General features: G+C 61.5%; 21 protein-coding genes. 12 read left to right on the forward strand and 9 right to left on the reverse strand.

Annotated features, from left to right (window positions below; genetic code table 11):
• Positions 1 to 4: 4 nt before the first annotated feature.
• Both PHS32_RS24215 and lysA read left to right on the forward strand, forming a co-directional pair.
• Positions 5 to 235, forward strand: a complete 231-nt coding sequence (locus PHS32_RS24215; protein WP_366143468.1) for a lipoprotein — start codon at positions 5 to 7, stop codon at positions 233 to 235.
• The gene (lysA, locus tag PHS32_RS07945; RefSeq protein WP_301078380.1) at positions 232 to 1,533 is read left to right on the forward strand and encodes a diaminopimelate decarboxylase; all 1,302 of its coding nucleotides are present in this window, start codon (positions 232 to 234) and stop codon (positions 1,531 to 1,533) included. Before PHS32_RS24215 ends, lysA begins: the two co-directional genes overlap by 4 nt.
• A gap of 90 nt (positions 1,534 to 1,623) precedes the next feature.
• On the opposite strand, the gene PHS32_RS07950 is transcribed toward lysA, so the two are convergent.
• From PHS32_RS07950 to PHS32_RS07960, 3 genes are all read right to left on the reverse strand, one after another.
• Positions 1,624 to 2,286, reverse strand: coding sequence for a protein-methionine-sulfoxide reductase heme-binding subunit MsrQ (locus PHS32_RS07950; protein WP_301078381.1), 663 nt, complete (start codon positions 2,284 to 2,286; stop codon positions 1,624 to 1,626).
• Positions 2,286 to 3,287: a protein-methionine-sulfoxide reductase catalytic subunit MsrP gene (msrP, locus tag PHS32_RS07955; RefSeq protein ID WP_301078382.1), complete on the reverse strand. Its 1,002-nt coding sequence runs from the start codon at positions 3,285 to 3,287 to the stop codon at positions 2,286 to 2,288. Before msrP ends, PHS32_RS07950 begins: the two co-directional genes overlap by 1 nt.
• Before the next feature lie 128 nt (positions 3,288 to 3,415).
• Positions 3,416 to 4,081, reverse strand: coding sequence for a c-type cytochrome (locus PHS32_RS07960; protein WP_301078383.1), 666 nt, complete (start codon positions 4,079 to 4,081; stop codon positions 3,416 to 3,418).
• 72 nt (positions 4,082 to 4,153) lie between these two features.
• Here PHS32_RS07960 and yihA point away from each other — a divergent pair, with 72 nt between their 5' ends.
• Entirely contained in the window at positions 4,154 to 4,858 is a 705-nt protein-coding gene (gene yihA / locus PHS32_RS07965; protein ID WP_301078384.1) for a ribosome biogenesis GTP-binding protein YihA/YsxC, read from the forward strand.
• Entirely contained in the window at positions 4,855 to 5,787 is a 933-nt protein-coding gene (locus tag PHS32_RS07970) for an alpha/beta hydrolase (protein WP_301078385.1), read from the forward strand. Before yihA ends, PHS32_RS07970 begins: the two co-directional genes overlap by 4 nt.
• Before the next feature lie 42 nt (positions 5,788 to 5,829).
• On the opposite strand, the gene PHS32_RS07975 is transcribed toward PHS32_RS07970, so the two are convergent.
• Positions 5,830 to 6,708, reverse strand: coding sequence for a lipid A biosynthesis acyltransferase (locus tag PHS32_RS07975; protein WP_301078386.1), 879 nt, complete (start codon positions 6,706 to 6,708; stop codon positions 5,830 to 5,832).
• Positions 6,708 to 7,538, reverse strand: coding sequence for a lysophospholipid acyltransferase family protein (locus PHS32_RS07980; protein WP_301078387.1), 831 nt, complete (start codon positions 7,536 to 7,538; stop codon positions 6,708 to 6,710). Before PHS32_RS07980 ends, PHS32_RS07975 begins: the two co-directional genes overlap by 1 nt.
• 185 nt (positions 7,539 to 7,723) lie before the next feature.
• Between PHS32_RS07980 and metK the strand changes: the two genes are divergently transcribed.
• Genes metK through PHS32_RS08000 form a run of 4 tightly spaced genes read left to right on the forward strand, consistent with a single transcriptional unit; the run spans position 7,724 to position 12,473 of the window.
• The gene (metK, locus tag PHS32_RS07985) at positions 7,724 to 8,905 is read left to right on the forward strand and encodes a methionine adenosyltransferase (protein ID WP_301078388.1); all 1,182 of its coding nucleotides are present in this window, start codon (positions 7,724 to 7,726) and stop codon (positions 8,903 to 8,905) included.
• Between the two features lie 26 nt (positions 8,906 to 8,931).
• A complete protein-coding gene (locus PHS32_RS07990; protein WP_301078389.1) occupies positions 8,932 to 10,164 on the forward strand; it encodes a glycosyltransferase family 9 protein in 1,233 nt (410 codons plus the stop codon).
• Complete coding sequence (locus tag PHS32_RS07995; RefSeq protein ID WP_301078390.1) at positions 10,164 to 10,670, forward strand: GtrA family protein; 507 nt, start codon at positions 10,164 to 10,166, stop codon at positions 10,668 to 10,670. The genes PHS32_RS07990 and PHS32_RS07995 overlap by 1 nt, the downstream gene beginning before the upstream one ends.
• Positions 10,671 to 10,673: 3 nt before the next feature.
• Positions 10,674 to 12,473: a glycosyl transferase gene (locus tag PHS32_RS08000; protein ID WP_301078391.1), complete on the forward strand. Its 1,800-nt coding sequence runs from the start codon at positions 10,674 to 10,676 to the stop codon at positions 12,471 to 12,473.
• Here PHS32_RS08000 and PHS32_RS08005 read toward each other — a convergent pair.
• From PHS32_RS08005 to PHS32_RS08020, 4 genes are all read right to left on the reverse strand, one after another.
• Positions 12,415 to 13,101, reverse strand: a complete 687-nt coding sequence (locus PHS32_RS08005) for a hypothetical protein (RefSeq protein ID WP_301078392.1) — start codon at positions 13,099 to 13,101, stop codon at positions 12,415 to 12,417. The two genes, PHS32_RS08000 and PHS32_RS08005, sit on opposite strands and share 59 nt — an antisense overlap.
• A 13-nt stretch (positions 13,102 to 13,114) precedes the next feature.
• Positions 13,115 to 14,278, reverse strand: a complete 1,164-nt coding sequence (locus PHS32_RS08010) for a sialidase family protein (RefSeq protein ID WP_301078393.1) — start codon at positions 14,276 to 14,278, stop codon at positions 13,115 to 13,117.
• Positions 14,279 to 14,361: 83 nt separating this feature from the next.
• Positions 14,362 to 18,117 (reverse strand): EAL domain-containing protein, encoded by a 3,756-nt coding sequence (locus tag PHS32_RS08015; RefSeq protein ID WP_301078394.1) that lies wholly within the window; start codon positions 18,115 to 18,117, stop codon positions 14,362 to 14,364.
• 211 nt (positions 18,118 to 18,328) lie between these two features.
• Positions 18,329 to 18,907 carry a hypothetical protein gene (locus tag PHS32_RS08020; RefSeq protein ID WP_301078395.1) on the reverse strand — a complete coding sequence of 193 codons (579 nt, stop codon included), beginning with the start codon at positions 18,905 to 18,907 and terminating at the stop codon, positions 18,329 to 18,331.
• Positions 18,908 to 19,026: 119 nt separating this feature from the next.
• On the opposite strand from PHS32_RS08020, the gene PHS32_RS08025 reads away from it, so the two are divergent.
• The 4 genes from PHS32_RS08025 to PHS32_RS08040 all read left to right on the forward strand — a co-directional run bounded on the left by PHS32_RS08025 (position 19,027) and on the right by PHS32_RS08040 (position 20,946).
• The gene (locus tag PHS32_RS08025) at positions 19,027 to 19,587 is read left to right on the forward strand and encodes a DUF2975 domain-containing protein (RefSeq protein ID WP_301078396.1); all 561 of its coding nucleotides are present in this window, start codon (positions 19,027 to 19,029) and stop codon (positions 19,585 to 19,587) included.
• Positions 19,588 to 19,604: 17 nt separating this feature from the next.
• The gene (locus tag PHS32_RS08030; protein ID WP_301078397.1) at positions 19,605 to 19,829 is read left to right on the forward strand and encodes a helix-turn-helix transcriptional regulator; all 225 of its coding nucleotides are present in this window, start codon (positions 19,605 to 19,607) and stop codon (positions 19,827 to 19,829) included.
• Between the two features lie 173 nt (positions 19,830 to 20,002).
• Positions 20,003 to 20,380 (forward strand): HPF/RaiA family ribosome-associated protein, encoded by a 378-nt coding sequence (locus PHS32_RS08035; RefSeq protein WP_301078398.1) that lies wholly within the window; start codon positions 20,003 to 20,005, stop codon positions 20,378 to 20,380.
• Between the two features lie 104 nt (positions 20,381 to 20,484).
• On the forward strand, positions 20,485 to 20,946 hold the full coding sequence (locus tag PHS32_RS08040; RefSeq protein ID WP_301078399.1) for a CBS domain-containing protein: 462 nt from the start codon (positions 20,485 to 20,487) through the stop codon (positions 20,944 to 20,946).
• The last annotated feature ends 1 nt before the right edge of the window (position 20,947 follow it).

The following is a 20,947-nucleotide window of genomic DNA, read 5'->3' on the forward strand; positions in this document are numbered from 1 at the left end:
CACCATGTTGCGTATTCTCCAAATTCTAGTCAATGCGGTTATCCTTGGCTGCAGTGTGGTGAGCCTGTTGGCCTGTGGTCAACAGGGACCACTGTACCTGCCGACAGAGCCAACAGCAAAGAAACAAACCGAATCACCTGAAAAACCGTTGCGCTCCAGTTCAACCAACTCCGGCCCAACCCAGGCGGTTTCTACCCAACCCGCTGCCCCGGCAGCCAGCCCCGTTTCTCCATGAATTCCAACAATCTTCCCGGCCAACCCCATCTTGCCTATCGGGGGAATGAACTTTTTTCGGAAGATATCCGTTTAAGTGATTTGGCAAAACAATACGGCACACCGCTTTTTGTCTACTCGAAGGGCTCCATGCTGGCCGCACTGGCGGCCTACCAGCGTGGTTTTGCCGGACGCAACATTCAAATCTGCTATGCCATGAAGGCCAACCCGACTTTGGGCGTGATTCAGGTATTCGTGCAGGCTGGCTGCGGCTTTGACATTGTCTCAGGCGGTGACATGGACCGGGTACTGGCTGCCGGCGGTGCGGCCGACAAAATCATTTTTTCGGGCGTCGGCAAAACAAGAACAGAAATGCGCCGTGCGTTGGACGCTGGCATTGGCTGCTTCAATGTGGAAAGCGAGGCCGAGCTCGAAGTCTTGAACGAGGTCGCTTTGTCCATGGGGTTGCGCGCGCCAGTGAGCCTGCGGGTCAATCCCAACATCGACCCCAAGACACACCCCTATATTTCGACTGGTCTGAAAGACAGCAAGTTTGGCGTGGCCCATGAACGCGCACTGCAAACTTACCAGCGCGCTGCCAAACTGGCAGGGGTGCGGGTTATCGGTATCGATTGTCATATCGGCTCCCAGATCACACAGGAAGAACCCTACCTCGAAGCGGTGGACCGCATGCTGGATCTGGTGGAAGCCATTGAAGCAGCCGGCATTGCCATCCATCACATCGATTTCGGCGGCGGTCTGGGAATCAACTACAACGGCGAAACCCCTCCCAGTGCAGACCGCCTTTGGGAAAAACTGCTGCACAAGCTCGATAGCCGCCAGTTTGGCCAACGTCAGTTGATGATTGAGCCCGGTCGCTCACTGGTTGGCAACGCCGGGGTTTGCCTCACCGAAGTGCTGTACCTGAAACCCGGCGCGCAGAAGAGCTTCTGCATCATCGACGCCGCCATGAATGATTTGCCGCGCCCTGCCATGTACCAGGCCTTTCACCAAATCGTGCCGCTGGTGCCGCGAAACACATCTCCTGAAAACTGGGAGGTAGTCGGCCCGGTGTGCGAAAGTGGTGACTGGATTGGGCATGATCGGGTGTTAGCGGTGCAGCCCGGCGACTTGCTGGCGGTGCTGTCGGCCGGAGCCTATTGCATGAGCATGGCCAGCAACTACAACTCGCGCGGCCGCGCGGCAGAGATTCTGGTGGAAGGCAATCAGTCCCACCTTATTCACCAACGCGAGACGATTTCTGACCAGATGCGCGGCGAGACTTTGCTTTCAAGCATGGCCCCAGAAACAAAGTCATGAAGTGAAGCTCCGAATCAAAGAGAACGCCCTGGCACTCCAACCTACTGGAACGAATGTGCCATCGGAGGGGCCGGTAGGCCAAATTCCGCGTCAACAACGCCTGGCGGAGGCCAGGGATGCTTTTTTCTTCAGGTATTGGACCCCACGCCAACCCAGCAGCAAGGCAAGGATAGTGGCGTAAACATAGACGTCCGAAAAATTATTCTTGCCGGCGCGCATCCAGAAGAAATGCAGAACGGCCAAGACAGCCACAACGTAGATCAGCTTGTGCAGCCGTTGCCAGCGTTTGGCACCCAGCAGTTTGATGGCCCGGTTGAAGGAGGTCAAAGCCAGCGGTGTCAGTAGCACAAAGGCAGAAAACCCGACCAGGATGAACGGGCGTTTGACAATGTCCTTGCCGATATCAGCCACTTCAAAACCCATGTCGAACCCGCTGTAACTCAGCAAGTGAAGCACACCATAGAAGTAGACAAACAAACCCAGCAGGCGTCGAAATCTGGCCAAGGCCGGGGTACCGGTGATCACGCGCAGCGGCGTCACCGCCAACGCCAGGCACAGGAAGCGCAAAGCCCAATCGCCCAGTGCCCGCACCAGGGCTTCTGCCGGGTTGGCACCCAGTTGATTGCCGACGGCCGCCAGCAACAACCAGCAGAACGGCAGCAGCGCCAAACCAAATACGAGTGGCTTGGCAAGGCGGTGCAATAGCAGCGTTTTCACCTGCACAGAAGGCGGCGGCGTAACGAGCGCAAGCATCAAAAGAATTTTTTCAGGTCCATGCCGGCGTACAACTGCCCGACCTGGGCCTCATAGCCATTGAACATCAGGGTCTTGCGCTTCTTGGCAAACAAGCCGTCCTCGCCGATGCGCCGCTCCGTGGCCTGACTCCAGCGCGGATGGTCCACATTGGGGTTGACGTTGGAGAAGAAGCCGTACTCATTGGCGGCGGCCTTGTTCCAGGCGGTGGCTGGCTGTTTGTCGGTGAAGCGGATTTTGACCAGGCTCTTGCCGCTCTTGAAACCATACTTCCAAGGCACCACCAGGCGTACCGGTGCACCACTCTGGTTGGGTAACACCTCGCCGTACATGCCAAAGGTCAGCAAGGTCAAAGGGTGCATCGCCTCATCCAGGCGCAAGCCTTCCACATAAGGCCAGGCCAGTACACGGGAGCCCACAAATGGCATGGTTTTGGGATCGGCCAGGGTCACAAATTCGACGTATTTTGCATTTCCCAAGGGTTCCACTTTTTTGATCAACTCGCTCAGCGAATAGCCGACCCACGGTATCACCATGGACCAGCCCTCAACGCAGCGCAGGCGATAGATCCGCTCTTCCTGGGCACTGAGTTTGAGCAGGTCTTCCAATGTGTACTTGGCAGGTTTCTTGATCAAGCCCTCGATCTCTACCGTCCAAGGACTGGTTTTCAGAGTATGGGCGTTTTGCGCCGGATCAGACTTGTCGGTGCCGAACTCGTAGAAGTTGTTGTAACTGCTGACATCCTTGTAATCCGTCAATCTTTCCATCGTGACGGCACCCGTCAGACTCGACCTGACGCCCGGTAAAGGCGCCAGTTTGCCAGGACGTGGCGTCGCACTTTGCGCCAGCGCTGCGCGTGACGCCCAGGAAGCCATGGCGGCACCGGCGAGCCCACCGGCCATGAGCTTCACGAGATCGCGTCGCCCCTGGTAAACGTCCCGAGCGGTGATCTCGCTGGAAACCGGGTGGTGAAAGCCGTCGCGGCAGGTTTTGATGAGCATGCTGTGGTCCTCGCTTCAGAATGAGTCGACGGACTGCGGCAATTCTTACAGGAATTTGTTACCCCCAACAGTGCCAGGGGTGTGGCTGCCCAACGCCGGCCACACCGACCAGCAACGCTGACCCGTGCTTAACGCAGACCGGCGATGTAGTCGGCGACAGCCCTGATTTCGCGATCGTTCATCTTGGCGGCCACTTGCGTCATCTGCACGCTGTTGTTGCGCACACCGTCGCGAAAAGCGGTCAACTGGACCACTGCATAGTCGGCGTGCTGGCCACTCAAGCGCGGGAACTGGGCCGGGATGCCGGCGCCGTTGGGGCTATGGCAACCAGCGCAGGCCGGAATCTGACGATCGGCGATGCCACCGCGGTAAATGCGTTCACCCAGCATCACCAATGCCTTGTCCTTGGCAAAACCGGGCTTGACCGGCTTGGAGTTCAGCCAGTAGACGATGTTCTTCATGTCGGCATCGGACAAAGTCGTCGCCATTCCCAACATGATGGGGTTGGCGCGCTTACCCGATTTGAACTCCTGCAACTGCTTGAGAAGATACTCTGGGTGTTGCTGTGCCAACTTGGGATTGACGGGAATGACGGAGTTCCCATCCGGTGCATGACAGGCTGCGCAGACTGCGGTAAAGCTGGCCTCGCCCTTGGCCAGATCGGGCTTGACCGCCACTGCCGGCACCGCGCTGGCCGGGGCTTGCGGGGCAGCCGGCTTGACCTCTTGCGAAAAGGCTGAAAAAGCAGTGACCACCAGGGAGGTAGCCAACAAAAGGGGAGCGAACAACTTCATAGGGAATGTCGTATCAGGTGAGCAAAACAGGCTGATTCTACAATGTAGCACAGGGTTTCCTCCCTTTAAACAATGACCACCAACTCAAACCCACCGTCTCCAGCCCCCCAGTCCAGCGCCAAGGACAGCACCAGCCAGACCGCCGTCAGCCTTGCTTTGGGCTGGCTTCACACCGCCAGATTCCTCACGACCGCGCCCCAGTTGCACTTCCTGCCGCCACTGGAGGTGCCGGAAATTGCTTTTGTAGGCCGCTCCAACGCCGGCAAATCGACCTGCATCAACACGCTGACGCAGCAAAAGCAGCTGGCTTTTGCCTCCAAAAAACCGGGGCGCACCCAGCACATCAACCTGTTTTCGCTGGGCAAGCAGGGCCTGACCGATGCCGTTCTGGCCGACTTGCCAGGCTATGGTTACGCGGCGGTGCCCAAACAGGACAAGCTTCGGTGGCAGCAGGTGATGGCCAATTATCTGGTCACACGCGAAAACCTGAAAGCCATTGTGCTGTTGTGCGATCCGCGCCTGGGCCTGACCGAACTCGATGAAATCCTGCTCGACATCGTCCGTCCGCGAGTGCAGGAGGGCCTCAAGTTTCTGGTCGTGCTCACCAAAGCCGACAAACTGACCCGCGTCGAACAGAACAAGGCCTTGTCCATCATGCAGTTGCAAGCCGGTGGTGGTGAAGTTCGGCTCTTTTCAGCCACCAAACGACAAGGGATCGATGAAATCGCGCTATTGCTGTGGCAATGGGCGCACCCGGGACAAGTCTTGCCGACATGACGATTGAGAAGTTTGCCCAGACGCTGCCCCACGGCATCAGCTTGAGTTGCCGCGCGGCCGGTGCGCGCGGACGGCCGGTTCTGATGTTTTTGCACGGCTTCCCGGAAGCCGCCTTTGTCTGGGACTTCCTGCTGGAACATTTCTCGCGCTCCGAGAACGGTGGCTACCGCTGCGTCGCTCCCAATCTGCGCGGTTTCGAGCATTCAAACGCCCCACCGGAGGTCAGCGCCTACCGGCCCAAGCATCTGGTGCAAGACATCGCCGCCCTGATTGCACTCGAAGCGCAGGACCAAGGTGGCCAGCTCGCGGCTCTGGTGGCGCACGACTGGGGTGGCGCGCTGGCGTGGAATCTGGCCAACCAGTTGCCGCAATTGGCACAACAGCTGGTGATCATCAATTCACCGCACCCCGGCACCTTTCTGCGCGAGTTGAAAACCAACCCGGCGCAGCAGGCAGCCAGCGCTTACATGAACTTCCTGATCGGCCCGGATGCAGAAGAATTGCTGGTACAAGACGATTACCGCCGACTCTGGGAATTCCTGAGCCACACCAAGACCGGATTTCAAACACCGCACTGGCTCACCGACGAAGTCAAGGCGCAGTACCGCGAAGTCTGGACGGCGGGCCTGCGTGGCGGCTGCAATCTGTACCGCGCCTCGCCGCTGCGCCCACCCCGAGCGCAGGACCCGGCCGCTGCCGCAGTCGATCTGCCACGCGACATGCTGAGCGTGAGCCTACCAACCTTGGTGATCTGGGCGCTGGACGATATTGCGCTGCCGCCAATTCTGATCGAAGGGCTGACCGACTATGTTGAGCACCTGACGATTCGCACCGTGCCCGACGCGACGCACTGGATCGTGCATGAACAGCCGCAACTTATGGCCCAGCTCATCGCCGACTTTTTGCCGCCGGACGCATCACCCCGATAGCTGTCTACCGATACCGGTACAGAAGCCAAGACAACCTGCGTTTCAGTACACCGCCGGGAGCCCCGGCGGGCGGTCCTTGAAGCGCTTGTGAACCCAGAAATACTGGTCCGGCATGGTGGCTATGTAGCCTTCAAGTCGCCGGTTCATGAGCGCCGTGTCCGCAACTGCATCCTCTGACGGAAAGCCGCTCCATGACGGCAGGATCTGAACTTCGTAACCGCTGCGCGTCAGCCTGGTCAGCACCGGCACCACCTTGGCACGACCGAGTCGGGCAAAGCGCGACAGCGACGGCACGGTCGCTGCGGCAACACCATAGAACGGCACAAAAACAGACTCCTCCGGACCAAAATTCATGTCCGGCAGCAGATATAGGGGTTCACCGGCTCGCAGCGCCGCCACAATCGTCTTGACACCCTCGATCCGGCCAAAAAGCCGAGCCCTGCCAAAACGCTGACGCCCAGCCAGAATCCAGGCGTCAACCACCTTGTCGGACTGGTCGGTGTAGATGGTGGTGAAGTGCCGCGGCAATTGCTGGGTCAAGGCCGTCCAGCCGGCATCGAGTCCGACAAAATGCGGTGCAAAGATAACCGTCGGCTGTTCGCCCCGCAATTCGTCAATGGAACCCGACAGGGCCAAGCGCCGCCTGACAACTTCGGGAGAGCCGTGCCAGAGCCAGCCCCGGTCCAGCCAGGCCTGGGCAAAATGAACAAAGGTACGCCGCGCCACGGACCGGATTTGTTGCCCCGACCACTCCGGAAAACACAGGCGCAAGTTGGTCAGCGCCACCCTGCGTCTGGCTACCGCCAGCACGTACAAGACGCAGCCCAGCACGCAGCCCAGCGCGCGCACCCAGGCCAGCGGCAGGTGCGCCAATCCATGCATCACGAGGACACCAAACTTGCTCCACATGCGACTCAGCATCAGATTTCCTGCCGCGGCTGTTTGTAGCGCGCGTAGCCCCACAGGTATTGTTGCGGGCAGCGGCGGACCAGGTCTTCCATCGCCTGATTGATGACCCCTGCCGCCTGCACTGCGTCCGCCGGCAAGGCGGTACCCAGGGGCTGCACGTGCACCCCGAAGCCCCGCCCCCGGGACAAACGTTCGCCCCAGGCCACCAGCACCGTCGCGCCGGTTTGCTGCACCAGGCGCGCCGACAAGGTCATGGTGTAGGCCTCGCGGCCAAAAAACGGCAGCCACGAACCCTGGCCCAGCGGCGGCACCTGATCGGGCAGCAAACCCAGACACTGGCCCTGCTTCAACGCCTTCATCATCTGCTTGACGCCGGCCAGGGTGGTGGGTGCCGTGTGCAGACCCGGGCGCGCGCGGGCCGCGGTCACCACCGCGCGCAACCAGGGCTGGCGCGGTGGGCGAAACAGGACGGTGATGGGATGACTGGTTTGCCCGTAGCGTTGCGCATAAGCTTGAGCCGTGATCTCAAAGCAGCCCAGATGCGGGGTCAGAAACACCACGCCGCGCCCGGTTGCCAGCGCTTGTTCCACATGCTGCGCGCCGTCCCACCGCACCGCAACCGGCCGCCCCAGCCACAGCCGCGGCAACTCCGCCACCAGCTTGCCGCTCTCACCGACCGCGCCCAGCCACTGCCGCCACCCGATGCCGGCTTGGCGCGCGTTCGCCAGAAAGCGCCCGCGATAAACCCCGGAGGCAGCGAATACCAGCCAGCCCAGGCTCCAGCCCAGCCCATGCGCCAACCACAAGGGCAGTATGGACAAAATTTTGAAAAGACTGATCATCACTGGGATAAAATGCGCCGGTCGCTGAGTTACGGAACTACTTGCAGGGCGACACACAAAAGGCCGGCTCCCACGAGTTGCCATTGTGCCTTGTCAATTTTGACAAATCTGCTAAAGCGTTCGCCGAAGCTCCCAAGCCCAAGCAACGCGAAATGTTGTTAACTTTGTTTTTGGAGCTTGAACCCATGGCGAACGATTTTCTTTTTACTTCCGAGTCTGTTTCTGAAGGCCACCCCGACAAGGTGGCGGATCAGATTTCCGACGCAATTCTGGATGCGATCTTCAAGCAGGACCCCAAGTCCCGCGTCGCCGCCGAAACCTTGTGCAACACCGGCCTGGTCGTGCTGGCCGGTGAAATCACCACCAACGCCCATGTCGACTACATCCAGGTGGCACGAGATACGCTCAAACGCATAGGCTACGACAACACCGATTACGGCATCGACTACAAGGGTTGCGCCGTGCTGGTGGCCTATGACAAGCAAAGCAACGACATTGCTCAAGGCGTCGACCATGCCAGCGATGATCACCTCAACACCGGCGCCGGCGACCAGGGCCTGATGTTCGGCTATGCCTGCAACGAGACGCCCGAGCTGATGCCGGCGCCGATCTACTATGCGCACCGCCTGGTCGAGCGCCAAGCCCAGTTGCGCAAGGACGGTCGCATGCCCTTCCTGCGGCCGGACGCCAAGAGTCAGGTCACCATGCGTTATGTCGACGGCAAGCCGCACAGCATAGACACCGTGGTGCTATCGAGCCAGCACAGCCCGGAGATGAGCGACGGCCTGAAAATGAAGCCGTCTTTTACCGAGGCGGTGATCGAAGACATCATCAAGCCGGTGCTGCCCAAGGCATGGCTGACGGCCGACACAAAGTACCTGATCAACCCGACCGGCCGCTTCGTGGTGGGCGGCCCGCAAGGCGACTGCGGCCTGACCGGGCGCAAGATCATTGTCGACACCTATGGCGGCGCCTGCCCGCATGGCGGCGGCGCCTTCAGCGGCAAGGATCCCACGAAAGTGGATCGCTCGGCCGCCTATGCCGCCCGCTATGTGGCCAAAAACATCGTGGCCGCCGGCCTGGCCCGGCAGTGCCAGATTCAGGTCGCCTATGCCATCGGGGTCGCCAAACCGATGAACGTGACGGTCTATACCGAGGGTACCGGTGTCATCCCGGACGAGAAAATCGCGGAACTGGTCCATGAGCACTTCGACCTGCGTCCCAAAGGCATCATCCTGATGCTCGATCTGCTGCGCCCGATCTACGAGAAGACCGCCGCGTATGGCCACTTCGGTCGCGAAGAGCCCGAGTTCAGTTGGGAGCGCACCGACAAGGCCCAAGCGCTGCGGGCAGCGGCGGGCCTGTAGGCGGGCTAAAGGCATGAACCGGACCCATGAAACTACAGACACAACGCTGGATTGACCGCTGGCTGGGCCAGTTCCTGTGCGGCGTGGTGTCGATCTGGGTCCGGCTGCTGACGCTGGGGCGAGCGCAGCCGATACCGGCGCAGGCGCCGCGCCACATCCTGGTCATTCTGCTGTCCGAGATGGGCAGCGTGGTGTTGGCTGGCCCGATGTTTGCGGCGCTGCGATTGCGTTATCCCGGCGCCACCTTGCATGTGCTGCAACTCAAAAAAAATCAGGAGGTCGCACTGCTTCTCGGACTGGCCCAGGCCCAGCACCTGCATGCCCTCGACGACAGCTCGGGACTGGCGCTGCTGCGTGATATCTGGCGTGTCTGCCGGACGCTGCGCCGGTTGCCGCTGGACGCCGTGATTGACTGTGAATTGTTTTCCCGCATCAGCGCCTTGTTGTCTTATCTGAGTGGCGCACCTTTGCGCGCCGGCTTCACGCCGCACACGCAGGAAGGTCTGTACCGCGGCAGCTTCATCAACCGGGCCATTCCGTACAACCCGTACCAGCACATCAGCCAGCAATTCCTGTCACTGATCGATGCGCTGGACGCCAGCAGCATGCCACGCAACAAGGCCGCACCGACGCGTGAACGGCCGTCCGATACCGGCTTGGCCGTCAGCTTCGAAGCGGCGGAACTCGAGGCCTACCGCAAGCAGATGCAGGTCGATCACCCGACCCTCGTCGGGCGCAAAGTCGCGCTGATTTACGCCGGCGGCGGACTACTGCCGGAACGCGCCTGGCCGGCCGCCCACTATGCCCAGGTGGCGCGCGGCCTGTGCCAGGCCGGGCATGCCGTGGGCCTGATTGGCCTGCGCGATGATGCGCAACTGGCACAGGATCTGCAAACCCAGATCGGCAGCGAATGGTGCGTCGACCTGACCGGCTACACGCGCAGCATCCGCGAACTGCTGATGCTGTTTCATGGCGCTGATCTGCTGCTCACCAACGACGGCGGTCCGGGCCACTTTGCCAGTCTGACGCCGCTTCGCACGATGGTGTTTTTTGGCCCCGAAACCGGCCGTCTGTATGGTCCGCTGGGGCCCCGCGCCCAGGTACTGGAATCCGGTCTGGCCTGCTCGCCCTGCCTCTCCGCCTACAACCATCGCGAAACTTTTTGCGATGGCGACAACCAGTGTCTCAAGCGCCTTGCCCCGGCTCCGGTACTGGCCGCAGCGCTGGCCGCATTGACGCTGCCAGGCAACGCACGGTGATGGCCTCGCAGCCAAGTCTGCAGCAGCGGCTCTACCTGCTGATCGAGTGGCTCAAAAGCTTTCGATACGTTAAATTTGGCCTGGTCGGCGCCAGTGGTACCGTGGTCAACACGCTTGTTTTGTTCATCGCGCAAGAGTATTTGTTTGCCGCCATTGGCGCGCCGCGCAACCGGCTCTATGCCTCGCTGGCCCTGGCCATCGCCGTCGCCACAATCAACAATTTCACCTGGAACCGACTCTGGACCTGGGCCGATCGGCTGCGTCAAGCTGCCGCTCAGGCCGGCCCCCATCCACCCGGCCGGAGTGGAACGGGTCTGCTGCTAGGCCAGTTCGGACGCTATGCACTAGCTTCGTGGTTCGGTATCGCTCTGCAATATGGCTTGACACTGTGGCTGTCGCACAGCCTGCATTACCTGCTGGCCAACGTGATTGCCATCGTGCTTGCCAGCGTGAGCAACTTCCTGGCCAACGATCGCTGGACTTTTCGCCACCGCCCGACAAAATAAGCCATGCGCCGCCAATTGCACCCGCCGCCCCAGGGCTTCCCAGATGCCCCGACGCTGGCCTGGCTGGCCCTGCTGCTGCTCGCCATGGGTGTCTACGCTTTCGGCTTGGGCGGGCAGTACGTTCCAAGCATTGGCGATGAGCTGGTTTACACCCATATTGCGCGCCTGACAGCGGTCTCAAACCACTGGCTGCCACTGGTGTCCGAGCTGGACCATATGCGCAATACCAAGCCACCGCTGTTGTTTTGGCAAGCCATGGTGGCGGGTGATTGGGGCCACCACTGGAGCCTGGCCGCGTTGCGCACGCCCAGCCTGCTCTACACACTGCTGACAACCGGTGCGCTGGCTTGGAGCGTGCGCCAAATCACCGGCAATTGGCGTACCGCCTGCCTGGCGGCCTGCGTATACCTGGCGTTTTTTTGCACCTTCCGCTTTGGCCGCACTTATCTGACCAGCGCCCCGGAAACTTTCTGGCTCAACCTGCCAATGTTCTGGCTGCTGTGGCAGCGATTGCACCAAACGCCGGCCACGCAAAACAATGACCTGAGTTGGCCGGCGCATGCCGGCTTCGGTCTGGCGCTGGGGCTGGGGCTGGCCTACAAGTCGTTTGCCCTGATTGCGCCGGCAGCGGCCACCCTGTGGTGCGCCCAGCTTTTAAGTGCACCCCATGTGAGTTGGCGCTCGGCAACTCGAACGGCCCTCAAAGTGAGCCTGAGCGCGGTCATCGCGCTGGGCTTTTTTGCTCTTTGGTTTGTGCTGGACCCGAACCCCGCTGCGGTCTGGCAAGAGTTCGTCATCGGAGAAAACGCCGGCAAAATGTCCAGCGATCAGGGCTACTGGCGGATTGCTTTGCTGGGGGGCGGCGGCAGCATCTGGGCGCAACTGCTGGCCTATGTGCAGAATGCCGGGCTGCTGGCCTTCGTGGTGCTGGGCCTGATCGGCTTTGGGCTGAAGCGGGGATGGTCGAAAACAAAACCGACCGGCAGCGCGCTGCCCATTCACCTGCTGATTTTGCTGGTCTGGCTGGCGGTCTGGCTGATCGTCTTCACGCTGCCCAGTCAGCGCTCGGCGCGCTACGTCGTCCCGGCCATGCCGGCGCTGGCGATGCTGATTGCGCTTCTGTGGGAGCGCATTGCGCGCATCTGGTTTGTGTTGTCTCTGCTGTTGTGCGGGCTTCTGATCGCCGGTTTGGGGCGCATTGCCTGGGCCGCGTTTGAGGTCGGCATCGGCTCCCGCCTGGAACTCGGCGTCAGTTTGTTCGCCGTGCTGGCGGGCCTGCTACTGGTGGTCGGCGGTTTGCTGAAGCCGGCCTGGAGCCGCGCTTGCACGGTGGCCGCCTGTCTCGCGGTGTATGCCTCGTTTGGTTTCAGCACGGCGCCCTTGAACGGCGCCGCCGGGCAATACGCCGAGGCGGTGACGGCGAAACTTCAGCAGGCCCGGGTGGCGGTGCCGAACGGCTTCAACGGCCAGTTCGAGCGCTTTCAATTTTTGCTGCCCGGCAACCAGTTCATCCCCTATGACAGTGACGAGCGTGCCGCCTCCCACGCCGGTACCAATGCCCAGGAACTGGATCGCCTGCTGGCCAGCCATGATGCCGTCATCTGGCTGCAGTCGGAACCCTCCGAACTGACGCCGCCCTGCCGGCCAGGATGCATCGTTCTGGGCTCACGCTGGGAAGTCAAGGGACGCCATCGCAGCGGTGAGATTCATTGGGGCAATCTCTGGTACCCGCAGCGCTGGCTGTTCAGGCGCGAGTGGCTGATCGCTCGCGCCGCGCCGCCGTCCAACGCCGCCACACGCTGACCAACCAGCCCAGTTGCAGCAGCAGCCACAGCAGGGGGTCAAGCAGCGCGTCCCACACATTGCCGGTTGGCCAGCGACTTAGCACGAACAGTGTCAACACCATCCAAGGCAAGCCCGCCGCCAGCGATCCCCGCAGCAGCCAGAGCAAGCTGGCCGGGACCAGCATGGCAGCCACGGCGGCCGAAGCAAAGCCCCAGGCATAAACCGACACCGGCAAGCAGGCCAGCGTATCGAGCAACAACAGCCAGCCCAGCGCAACGCCAAAGGCAAGCAGAATTTTCAGCCCCCGCGGGTCCAGTGCAGCGATCCCGCAAGCCCGGCTCTCCCGGCGCCGGAAGCGATCCAGCACGCAGCCCAGGCAAAGCACAACGCTGGTCAAGCTGGGAGCCTGAAACACCAGCCCCAGCCAGTAGGCGGGGGAGACCGGACCCGGCAGCAAAGTCCACACCAGCAGCGACAAACCGAGACCCCATTGATAGCGCTCGGCGAGCCTGCCGGCCAGCAGCATGACACCACTTCCCAGCACCAGCGCCCAGCCCAGGTGCAGGGCCAGCCAAATGGCTGTGCTGCTCGGTAGCAGCGGGTTTTCGGTCGAACCCAGAAGTTCCAGGAAAGCGTGAATGTCCATGCGTACCGAAGCCTTAACGTGCCGCGGCAGAAAAGGAAAACCGTTGCCAGGCGATCTCCCGACGCTGGTCGGTATAGCTCACCCACAGGCTGTCGTCGGCCCAGGCCAGAGCCGGGTAAGAGTACTCGGCAGAACCGCTGCCATGTGCCAACGCCTGCGCCAGGACCCAGTCCCGACCGTCCGCCGAAACACTCAAATCCATCGCCGTACGATCCTGCGGCGAAGAATTGTGGGCCAGCAGCATGCGCGCCGGCGCCAAAGCCAAGCCGGCCACCGACGAATCAGGATTGTGCAATGGCAGATCGGGCAAGTCGGTCCAACTCTGGCCGCCATTCAGAGTCTGGGCTACCGCTATCTTGCCGGCCGGGCGTTGATTGCGCAGCAGCGCCAGCCAGTGCGATTCGCTCATCATCAGCAGCGTCGGTTGCAGCAAATGCTTGCGACTGGAGATGCGCACCATGCCCCGAAACTCGCCGTTGGCGTCAAAGCGCAGGGCAACGGGATATTTGATGCCCAACTCAAAATGCACTGGCAGCACCATGCCGCCATCTTTCAAAGGCAGCGGTGCCGTGCGCACCAGAAAGCTGGTATTCCACAACCACGACAAGGGCAAGGCCCGCAGCGTCTCGAATGACAGTGCCGCAAAATCCTGACCTTGATTGCCCTGACGCAGATGCACAATGCGCGCCGCCGCCCAGCCACCCAGGCCGGTCGCCACCACAAACAAATGAATCCGGCCCTGGCCGTCGCGCCAGGCCACCGGATTGCCCAGCCGGCGCACGCCAAAACCCAGTTGCCGGCCCAAAACCTGACGGTTCACGACAAAACGGGCGGCACTCCACTGCTGGGTCGCGCGGTCGAATTGAGCGGCCGCAATCTGGACATCGGCCGCACTTTCACGCTTGCCGGCAAACCAGAACGCGAGCAGCGCCGACGGGTGGGGTGCCGGCAACGCCAGCAGGGAACTGGCGTGGGCGGCCGGCGTGTTGGCCGGCACCGGAATTTTTCCCTGCGCCCTGACCACCAACAAACTGTCGGCAGGCACGTTGACCCCGGTTGGCCAGACCGCGCTGGGTGGCGCTGGTACCGGCGCGCGCCACAGCATGTCCAGCGACAGCAAAACGCAGCTGGCCACCCCGGCGCAGGCAATTCGCAGCCCCAGAGAGTGAGCCAGCATGTGGAAAAATGATTTGAACACCGCGCTAGATCATACCCATCAAGCATGCCAGGCCTGCCCAGGCCGTCATCGTGACAGCGTACTCAGCGCGGCTGGCGCAGCAGCGCTGCCAGTTCCACTGCCGGCAAGGAGTGCGAGAACAGAAAGCCTTGTTCGAAATCGCATCCATGGCGCCGCAGGAAGTCGCGTTGCGGCTCGGTTTCGACACCCTCGGCCAGGGCGGTCATGCCCAGGTTGTGCGCCAATCCAATGATGGAAATGATGACCGCATCGTCGCCGGGGTCAAGGCCTATGTCCTTGACAAAACTGCGGTCGATCTTGAGCACATCGAACGGCAGTCGTTTCAGATAGGCCAGGCTGGAAAATCCGGTTCCGAAATCGTCCAGCGCCAGTCGCACGCCCAGGTCGTGCAGCTGATGCAGCACAGCGATTGGGGCCGGTTCGTTGGCCAGCATCAGACTCTCGGTAATTTCGAGTTCCAGGCGTTGCGGCGCGATGCCGGTCCGGGCCAATGCATCCCGCACCGCCTGCACAATGGCACCCTGCTTGAACTGGCGCACCGAGACGTTGACCGCCAGGGTCAAATCGAGGGCCAGACCTTGTGCCTGCCAGGCCTTGAGTTGATCGCAGGCGGCTTGCAGCACCCATTCGCCGATCGGTACGATGAGCCCGGTTTCCTCGGCTACCGAGATGAACTCCGAATGGGACATCAGTCCCCGCACCGGATGCCGCCAGCGCAGCAATGTTTCGACGCCAACGATGCGCAAGGTTTGAATGTCGATCTGTGGCTGGTAGTGCAGAACAAATTCCTGATGGGCCAGCGCCCGGCGCAAGTCGCTCTCGATTTCCATGCGCTGCACAACCCGGGCGTTCATTTCCGGGACATAGAACTGAAAACAGCTGCGGCCGCGTTCCTTGGCCATGTACATCGCGGTATCGGCATGCTGTAACAGGATCCCTTCGTCGGCACTGTCGGTCGGATAGAGGCTGATGCCTATGCTGCAGCCGGTGGTCAGGACTTGTCCGCCGACTTGCACCGGGGTGGTCAGCGCCTCGAGCAATTTTTCAGCCACTGCGGCGGCATCCATGGGCTTGTTCAGCCCCGGCAACAACAGCACGAACTCGTCGCCCCCAAGCCGGGCCAGCGTGTCGCCGACGCGCAAACAGGTGCGCAAGCGGTCGGCGACCTGGCGCAACAACTGGTCGCCAACCACGTGACCCAGGGAATCGTTGACCAGCTTGAAGCGGTCCAGGTCGATGAACAGGATGCCGACCTGTTGATCCGCACGCTGGGCACTGTTCATGGCCTGGCGCAGACGCTCCAGCAAGAGGTTGCGGTTGGGCAGATTGGTCAGCAGGTCGTGCGTGGCCAGGTGCTGCAACAGCGCCTGGGCCTCTTTCTCCTGCTGAATGTTTTCCTGCACGCTGATGTAGTGCGTGATGGCGCCCTTGCCGTCACGAATCGGCGTCACAGTCTGGCGCACCGGATAGTGGCTGCCATCCTTGTGTCGGTTGATGACTTCATGCACCCAGGCCTGGCCGCTCGCGATGGTGAGCCAGAACTGACGCCAGAAATCGGCGGACTGCGCGCCCGAGTTGAACAAACGGGGCGTTTGTCCGATGATTTCCTCGCGGGCGTAGCCGGACATCTCGACCAGCGCCGCATTGACCCACTTGATGCTGCCATCGGCGCGGGCAATCAGGGCGGCGTTGACGGTGGTCTCCAGTGCGCTGTTGATCAGGCGCAGCCAGCGCTGGTCGGCTTCGTTGCGCATCAGCAAGCGGATACGCTCGGCGGTCGCCAGCATCGAAGTCTGGACTTCCGGGCTGAACACCTGAACGATGGTGTCGAGAAAAATGGCGCCACCCATGTGTTGCCCGGTGTGACCAAAAGACATGCCAAAGCCGGACCGGATGCCATAGCCGTCCATCACGTCGCGCCAGGCCTTGGGAAAATCCTCCAAATAGAAGGGTTTGGAACTGGGCGGCACATACGGCATATCGCCATGCGCTGCGAAGTCTCTGGGAGTGACTGCTGTGCCACCCAGGGCCAGGTCCCGCAGTACCCCGTGCTCGCGCCGCGACAGTATCGTGATGCAGGCGTAGATGTCGGCCAGGCGGGTCGCCAGGATGGCAAGCAAGGCGCTTGAGTCCATGCCCCCTATCACCTCCTGCCCAAGTTCGTGAAACAAGGCGTCCAGCATGTGCCCCCGTGTGCGTGCCGTGATGTCGCCCATGCTGCCGGTGTAGGCCTGAGTGCCCAACTGCGACGGCTGGAGATTGATTTCCACCCAGCGCAACTGACCATCCGCCCGGCGTAGCCGATACTCGCCCATGCAGGCAGGCCCCCCCTCACCCGACACGATTTGCAGGAACTCTGTTCGCTTGCGCGCGCGATCGCGCGCATCCAGGTTGTGCCACAGAAACTGGCCCAGGCTGTCCTGTGCACGATAGCCAGTTACCACTTCCCAACTCGGACTCAAATAGGTGAAGCGACCCTGCGCGTCGACCTGGTAGACCACTTCCTTGATGTCTTCCACCACGCTGCGGTAACGGGCTTCGTTGTCCAGCAACAGTTGCCGGTCCTGCTGCAACTGCAGGGCCATGGTGTCGAAGGCGCGATCCAACTGCCCCACTTCATCGTCGCTGCGGTTGTTCCCACGCCGTGAAAAGTCGCCGGCGCCGAAACGTTGCGCCGTCTGCGCGAGTTTGCGGATCGGCGAGACGATCATCCGCGCGGCGGCGCCATGGATGACGGTGGCCACGGCCAACGCCATGGCAACGAAGAGCAGGGCCAACAGCACGAAAAGCTGATTCATCTGGGCCAGCACACTATCGACCGGAACCAATCGGTAGTAACGCCAGTTCAGACCTTCGAGCGGCAGAGAGAATGCCGCGTAGTCCCGACCCCGGGAGCGAATCCGGGTGCCGTCAGCCACTGTCTGTCCGCCTTGCAGCACGGCCTGCAATTGCGGCTCGGCAGACAGATCGGGCTTGAAGTCGTGGGGCCCGGCTTCCAACGTCTGCTGCCAGGTCCCGGCCAGGATGTAGTTGCCAAAGCCGTCGATCAGGAAATGCTCGCTGCCGGCGTAGGGGTCGTTATCGCGAAACGACTGCAACAGATCGGTCAGCACCAGATCGTGGCCCAGAATACCTTCCCATCGGCCCGCGATATCCAGTGGATAAACCGCGCTGACCACCCAGACACCGAGCGGCAACTCCCGAACCGCTGGCGTCCACAGGGGGATTCGCTTCGGGTTGAGGCGGAGCGACGCCAACTGGTTCCAGGCGGTTTGTGTGTGATCGTGCCCGGCTGGCAGCTTGTAGATGATGTCCGGGTCGCGGCGCTGGAAGATGACCGAAGTCTTGTTGAGTTGATCGAACCAGACGCCGTCAAAATGGCGCAGCGCGCTGGCACCAAATTCCGTGAGCGTGTGCAAAACCCGCATCTGGACATGCCTCTGCGCAGCCGTCAAGGCGACGCCCGGCGCCATGAACAAACCGGCCTCGCGCTGGCCATCGAACAGTTCCTGGCGGCTGCGAATGGCGCCATCCTCGCCGCGCACGGTGAGACGGTCAAAATCGGCCAATTCGTCGGCACGGGGCGGCTCTGCGAGCTCCTTGGTCAGCAAATCACCCAGTTCAATCAGACTTCCCTCGGCCTGCCGCATGACGCCGATTTGATGATCGACCTGCCAACGGGTTTCGCGCTTGAGCTGGGCCATGCCGGCTTGCAGGAAGCGGGTGGAAGCCAGGCGGTACAGCAAGCCAACGCCGATCACACTGACGATGAGCGCGCTCACGATGGTGATGAAGGAAAGCTTGAGACGCAGCGTCACGGTGATTCACAAGGGGCGTGGAATCAATTTTCGCACAGGGCTGGTGTCCATTGGAGGCCACGCCAGGGGCTTGGGTTAAGGGTTCAGACTCCTGGGATGAGACCGGTCCCTTGCGCCTCTCAACTGCGCCGGGCATTGCCTCCCCTGGCGGCCCTTGTGCCGATCCCTGATGGGCGGCTATTTCAACTGCCGAAAAACAGCCAGGAAAGCCTCAAGGTTTCCCGCCCGCCGATTTTTGCAGTTGCGCGGGAGTGCCGGACCAGACCTCAAAGAAACCGTCGCGCCGCCTGGTTTGCAGCCAGGTCTCCCAGCGCGTGTCGGCCAGAGCCGGGTCGGTCGTCGCCAGCGAGGCCTGAGTCACGCCGACACTTATGGTTCCGCCACCCTTGCCTTGGGCCTCGGTGCGGGCGCGTTGCATGATGCCCTGAATGCGCACCAGCTCCAGCTGGGTTGATGCCGGCAGGCTGTAGAGCAACCAGCGCCGGCCGGCACCGGGCGCGTCCAGCCCCAAAGTGGCCGCCGCCGCCACCGACACCTGCATCGGCAGTTGCTTGTCGATCGCCTCAAACTGGCCGGGCTCGCGCGGCGCCAACTTGATGTTCAGCAGGGGCACGGCACCGACCGGCGGCGTCATGCGCGCATCGACCTGCAAAGCCACCATCAGTTCGGCCGGGTTGGCGTCCAGCAACTCCTTGGGCAATTGCATCAGGCGTGGCAGCGAGCGCAAGGGCACACCCATGCAGGCCGCCAGAGCAAGACAGAGGGCAAGACCACAGAGAAGTCGTTTCATGAGGATTGACAGACCTTGTTAATTGACAAATAATTATTGCAACACAGAAATTAATTACCAGTATACAAATATTTTCTGTGACCATCCTCTCGCCAAACCACGCCACCCAAGGAGCCGTCATGCAGCTGTCGTCACCGGTATCTCTGCCGCCCGCAGACCATCTGCAGCGAATCCGACGCCTCGGCTGCGGCATGGCGTGGACCTGCATGGCGCTGATCGCGCTATTGCCCTGCGTCCTGGTGGCGTACTGGGCCACCACCAGCGCGCCGGAACTGGCGGCGCAAGGCAATCTCAACATCCAACTGCCGCTGCAACCGTGGCAGCGGCTGGCTGGCGCCGCCGTCACTTCAGTGCCTTTGATCCTGCTGCTCACCGGCCTGTGGCACGCCAGGCAGTGCTTTGATCAATTCGCCAAGGGTCAGGTGTTCACGGCACAAGCGACCGCCCGCCTGCGCCGCTTTGCCGGCTGGGTGGCGGCGGCGGCACTGGCGGGGATTGTGGCGGGTGCCGCGACCTCGGTGCTCCTGACGCTGCACAACCCACCCGGTACACGCCAGCTTTCGGTGAGCATCAACAGCAACCACTTGTTCACCCTGTTCTTCGCCGCCGTGGTCTGGCTGATGGCCGCCGTCATCGGCCAGGGCCAGGCGCTGGCGGAAGAAAACGAGCACTTTGTGTAGCCCGGCGTCTGCCTGCCATGCCGATCATTGTTCAACTCGACATCATGCTGGCCCGGCGCAAGGTGCGCTCCAAGGACCTGGCCGAACACGTGGGCATCACCGAAGCCAATGTGTCCCTGCTAAAACAAGGCAAGGTCAAAGGCGTGCGCTTCGACACCCTGGAGAAGATTTGCGCCTACCTGCACTGCCAACCCGCCGATCTGCTGGTGTACCAGCCGCCATCCGACGCACAGGAAAAGTAGCAGGCACGCCCCCAACAAGCATCATGGCGTAAAAATTCCGGCGCCCGCCGCCAGGTTCATTACCGCTGTCCACAACTGGCAAATGATCAGGGTCAGTCCATCCTTTGAGAAATCGCAAGCCATCTGCCGCGACGCCACGCAGAATGGCCTTGTATAACAACTCAGGGGTCAAGATGAAGCTTCCAGTTCAGATTCTGTTTCACGGCATGGAGCCTTCCGATGCGCTGGCAACAAGTGCCCGTGCGCACGCCCACAAGCTTGAATCGTTTGCGCCCGACATCATGGCCTGTCATGTCAGCATCGACCTGGAGCAAAAGCACAAGCAGCAGGGTCGCCCCTTCGGCGTGCGCATCGACCTCACGATTCCAGGTCACGAACTTGTGGTGAACCGGGTCCAGAACGAGGATGTGAACATTGCCCTGCGCGACGCCTTCGACAACATGAAACGCCAGCTTGAGGAAGTTGTACGAAAACGCAGGGGGCAGGTGAAACAGCACGCCGTACCTCTGCGCGATGAAACTGAATCTCCCGGCGAACCGGCCTCGAAATAAGGGCTTGCGGAGAACAGATCTTTAGCTCTGTCCCCAACTCGAAACGGGAGGTTGGAAGGTCCCAGGGAGCAACGCAACGTCATACGAAAAAGAGAGGGGGATATATGAGCGAACGTTTAACGACCGGCGAAATATGCACGCGCAGCGTCGTCATTGCCTTCAGGGGGACGACCTTGAATGGCGCGGCACGGTTGATGCGGGAGAACCATGTCGGTTGTCTGGTTGTGGTTGAAGAACTGGAGGGCGAGCGACTCGTGGTGGGTGTGCTGACCGACCGCGATATCGTGACCGCCGTTGTCGCCTCCGACATCGACCCGGGCACCATGCGTGTGGAAGATGTGATGACCACCGACCTGGTCACCGCGCGCGAAGATGATTCTGTGATCGATCTGCTGCGCACCATGCGCCGCAAGGGGGTGCGACGCATTCCGGTGGTCGATGGACAAGGCCAGTTGGTGGGCGTGGTGACACTCGATGATGTGCTCGATATCCTGTCTCAGGAGTTCGGCCTGCTGGTCGCCGCCATCGACAGCGAGGGCAAGCGGGAACACCAGGTGCGAAGGTAAA

Origin of the sequence: Rhodoferax sp., from assembly GCF_028714215.1 — a bacterium.
GTDB lineage: Bacteria > Pseudomonadota > Gammaproteobacteria > Burkholderiales > Burkholderiaceae_C > Rhodoferax.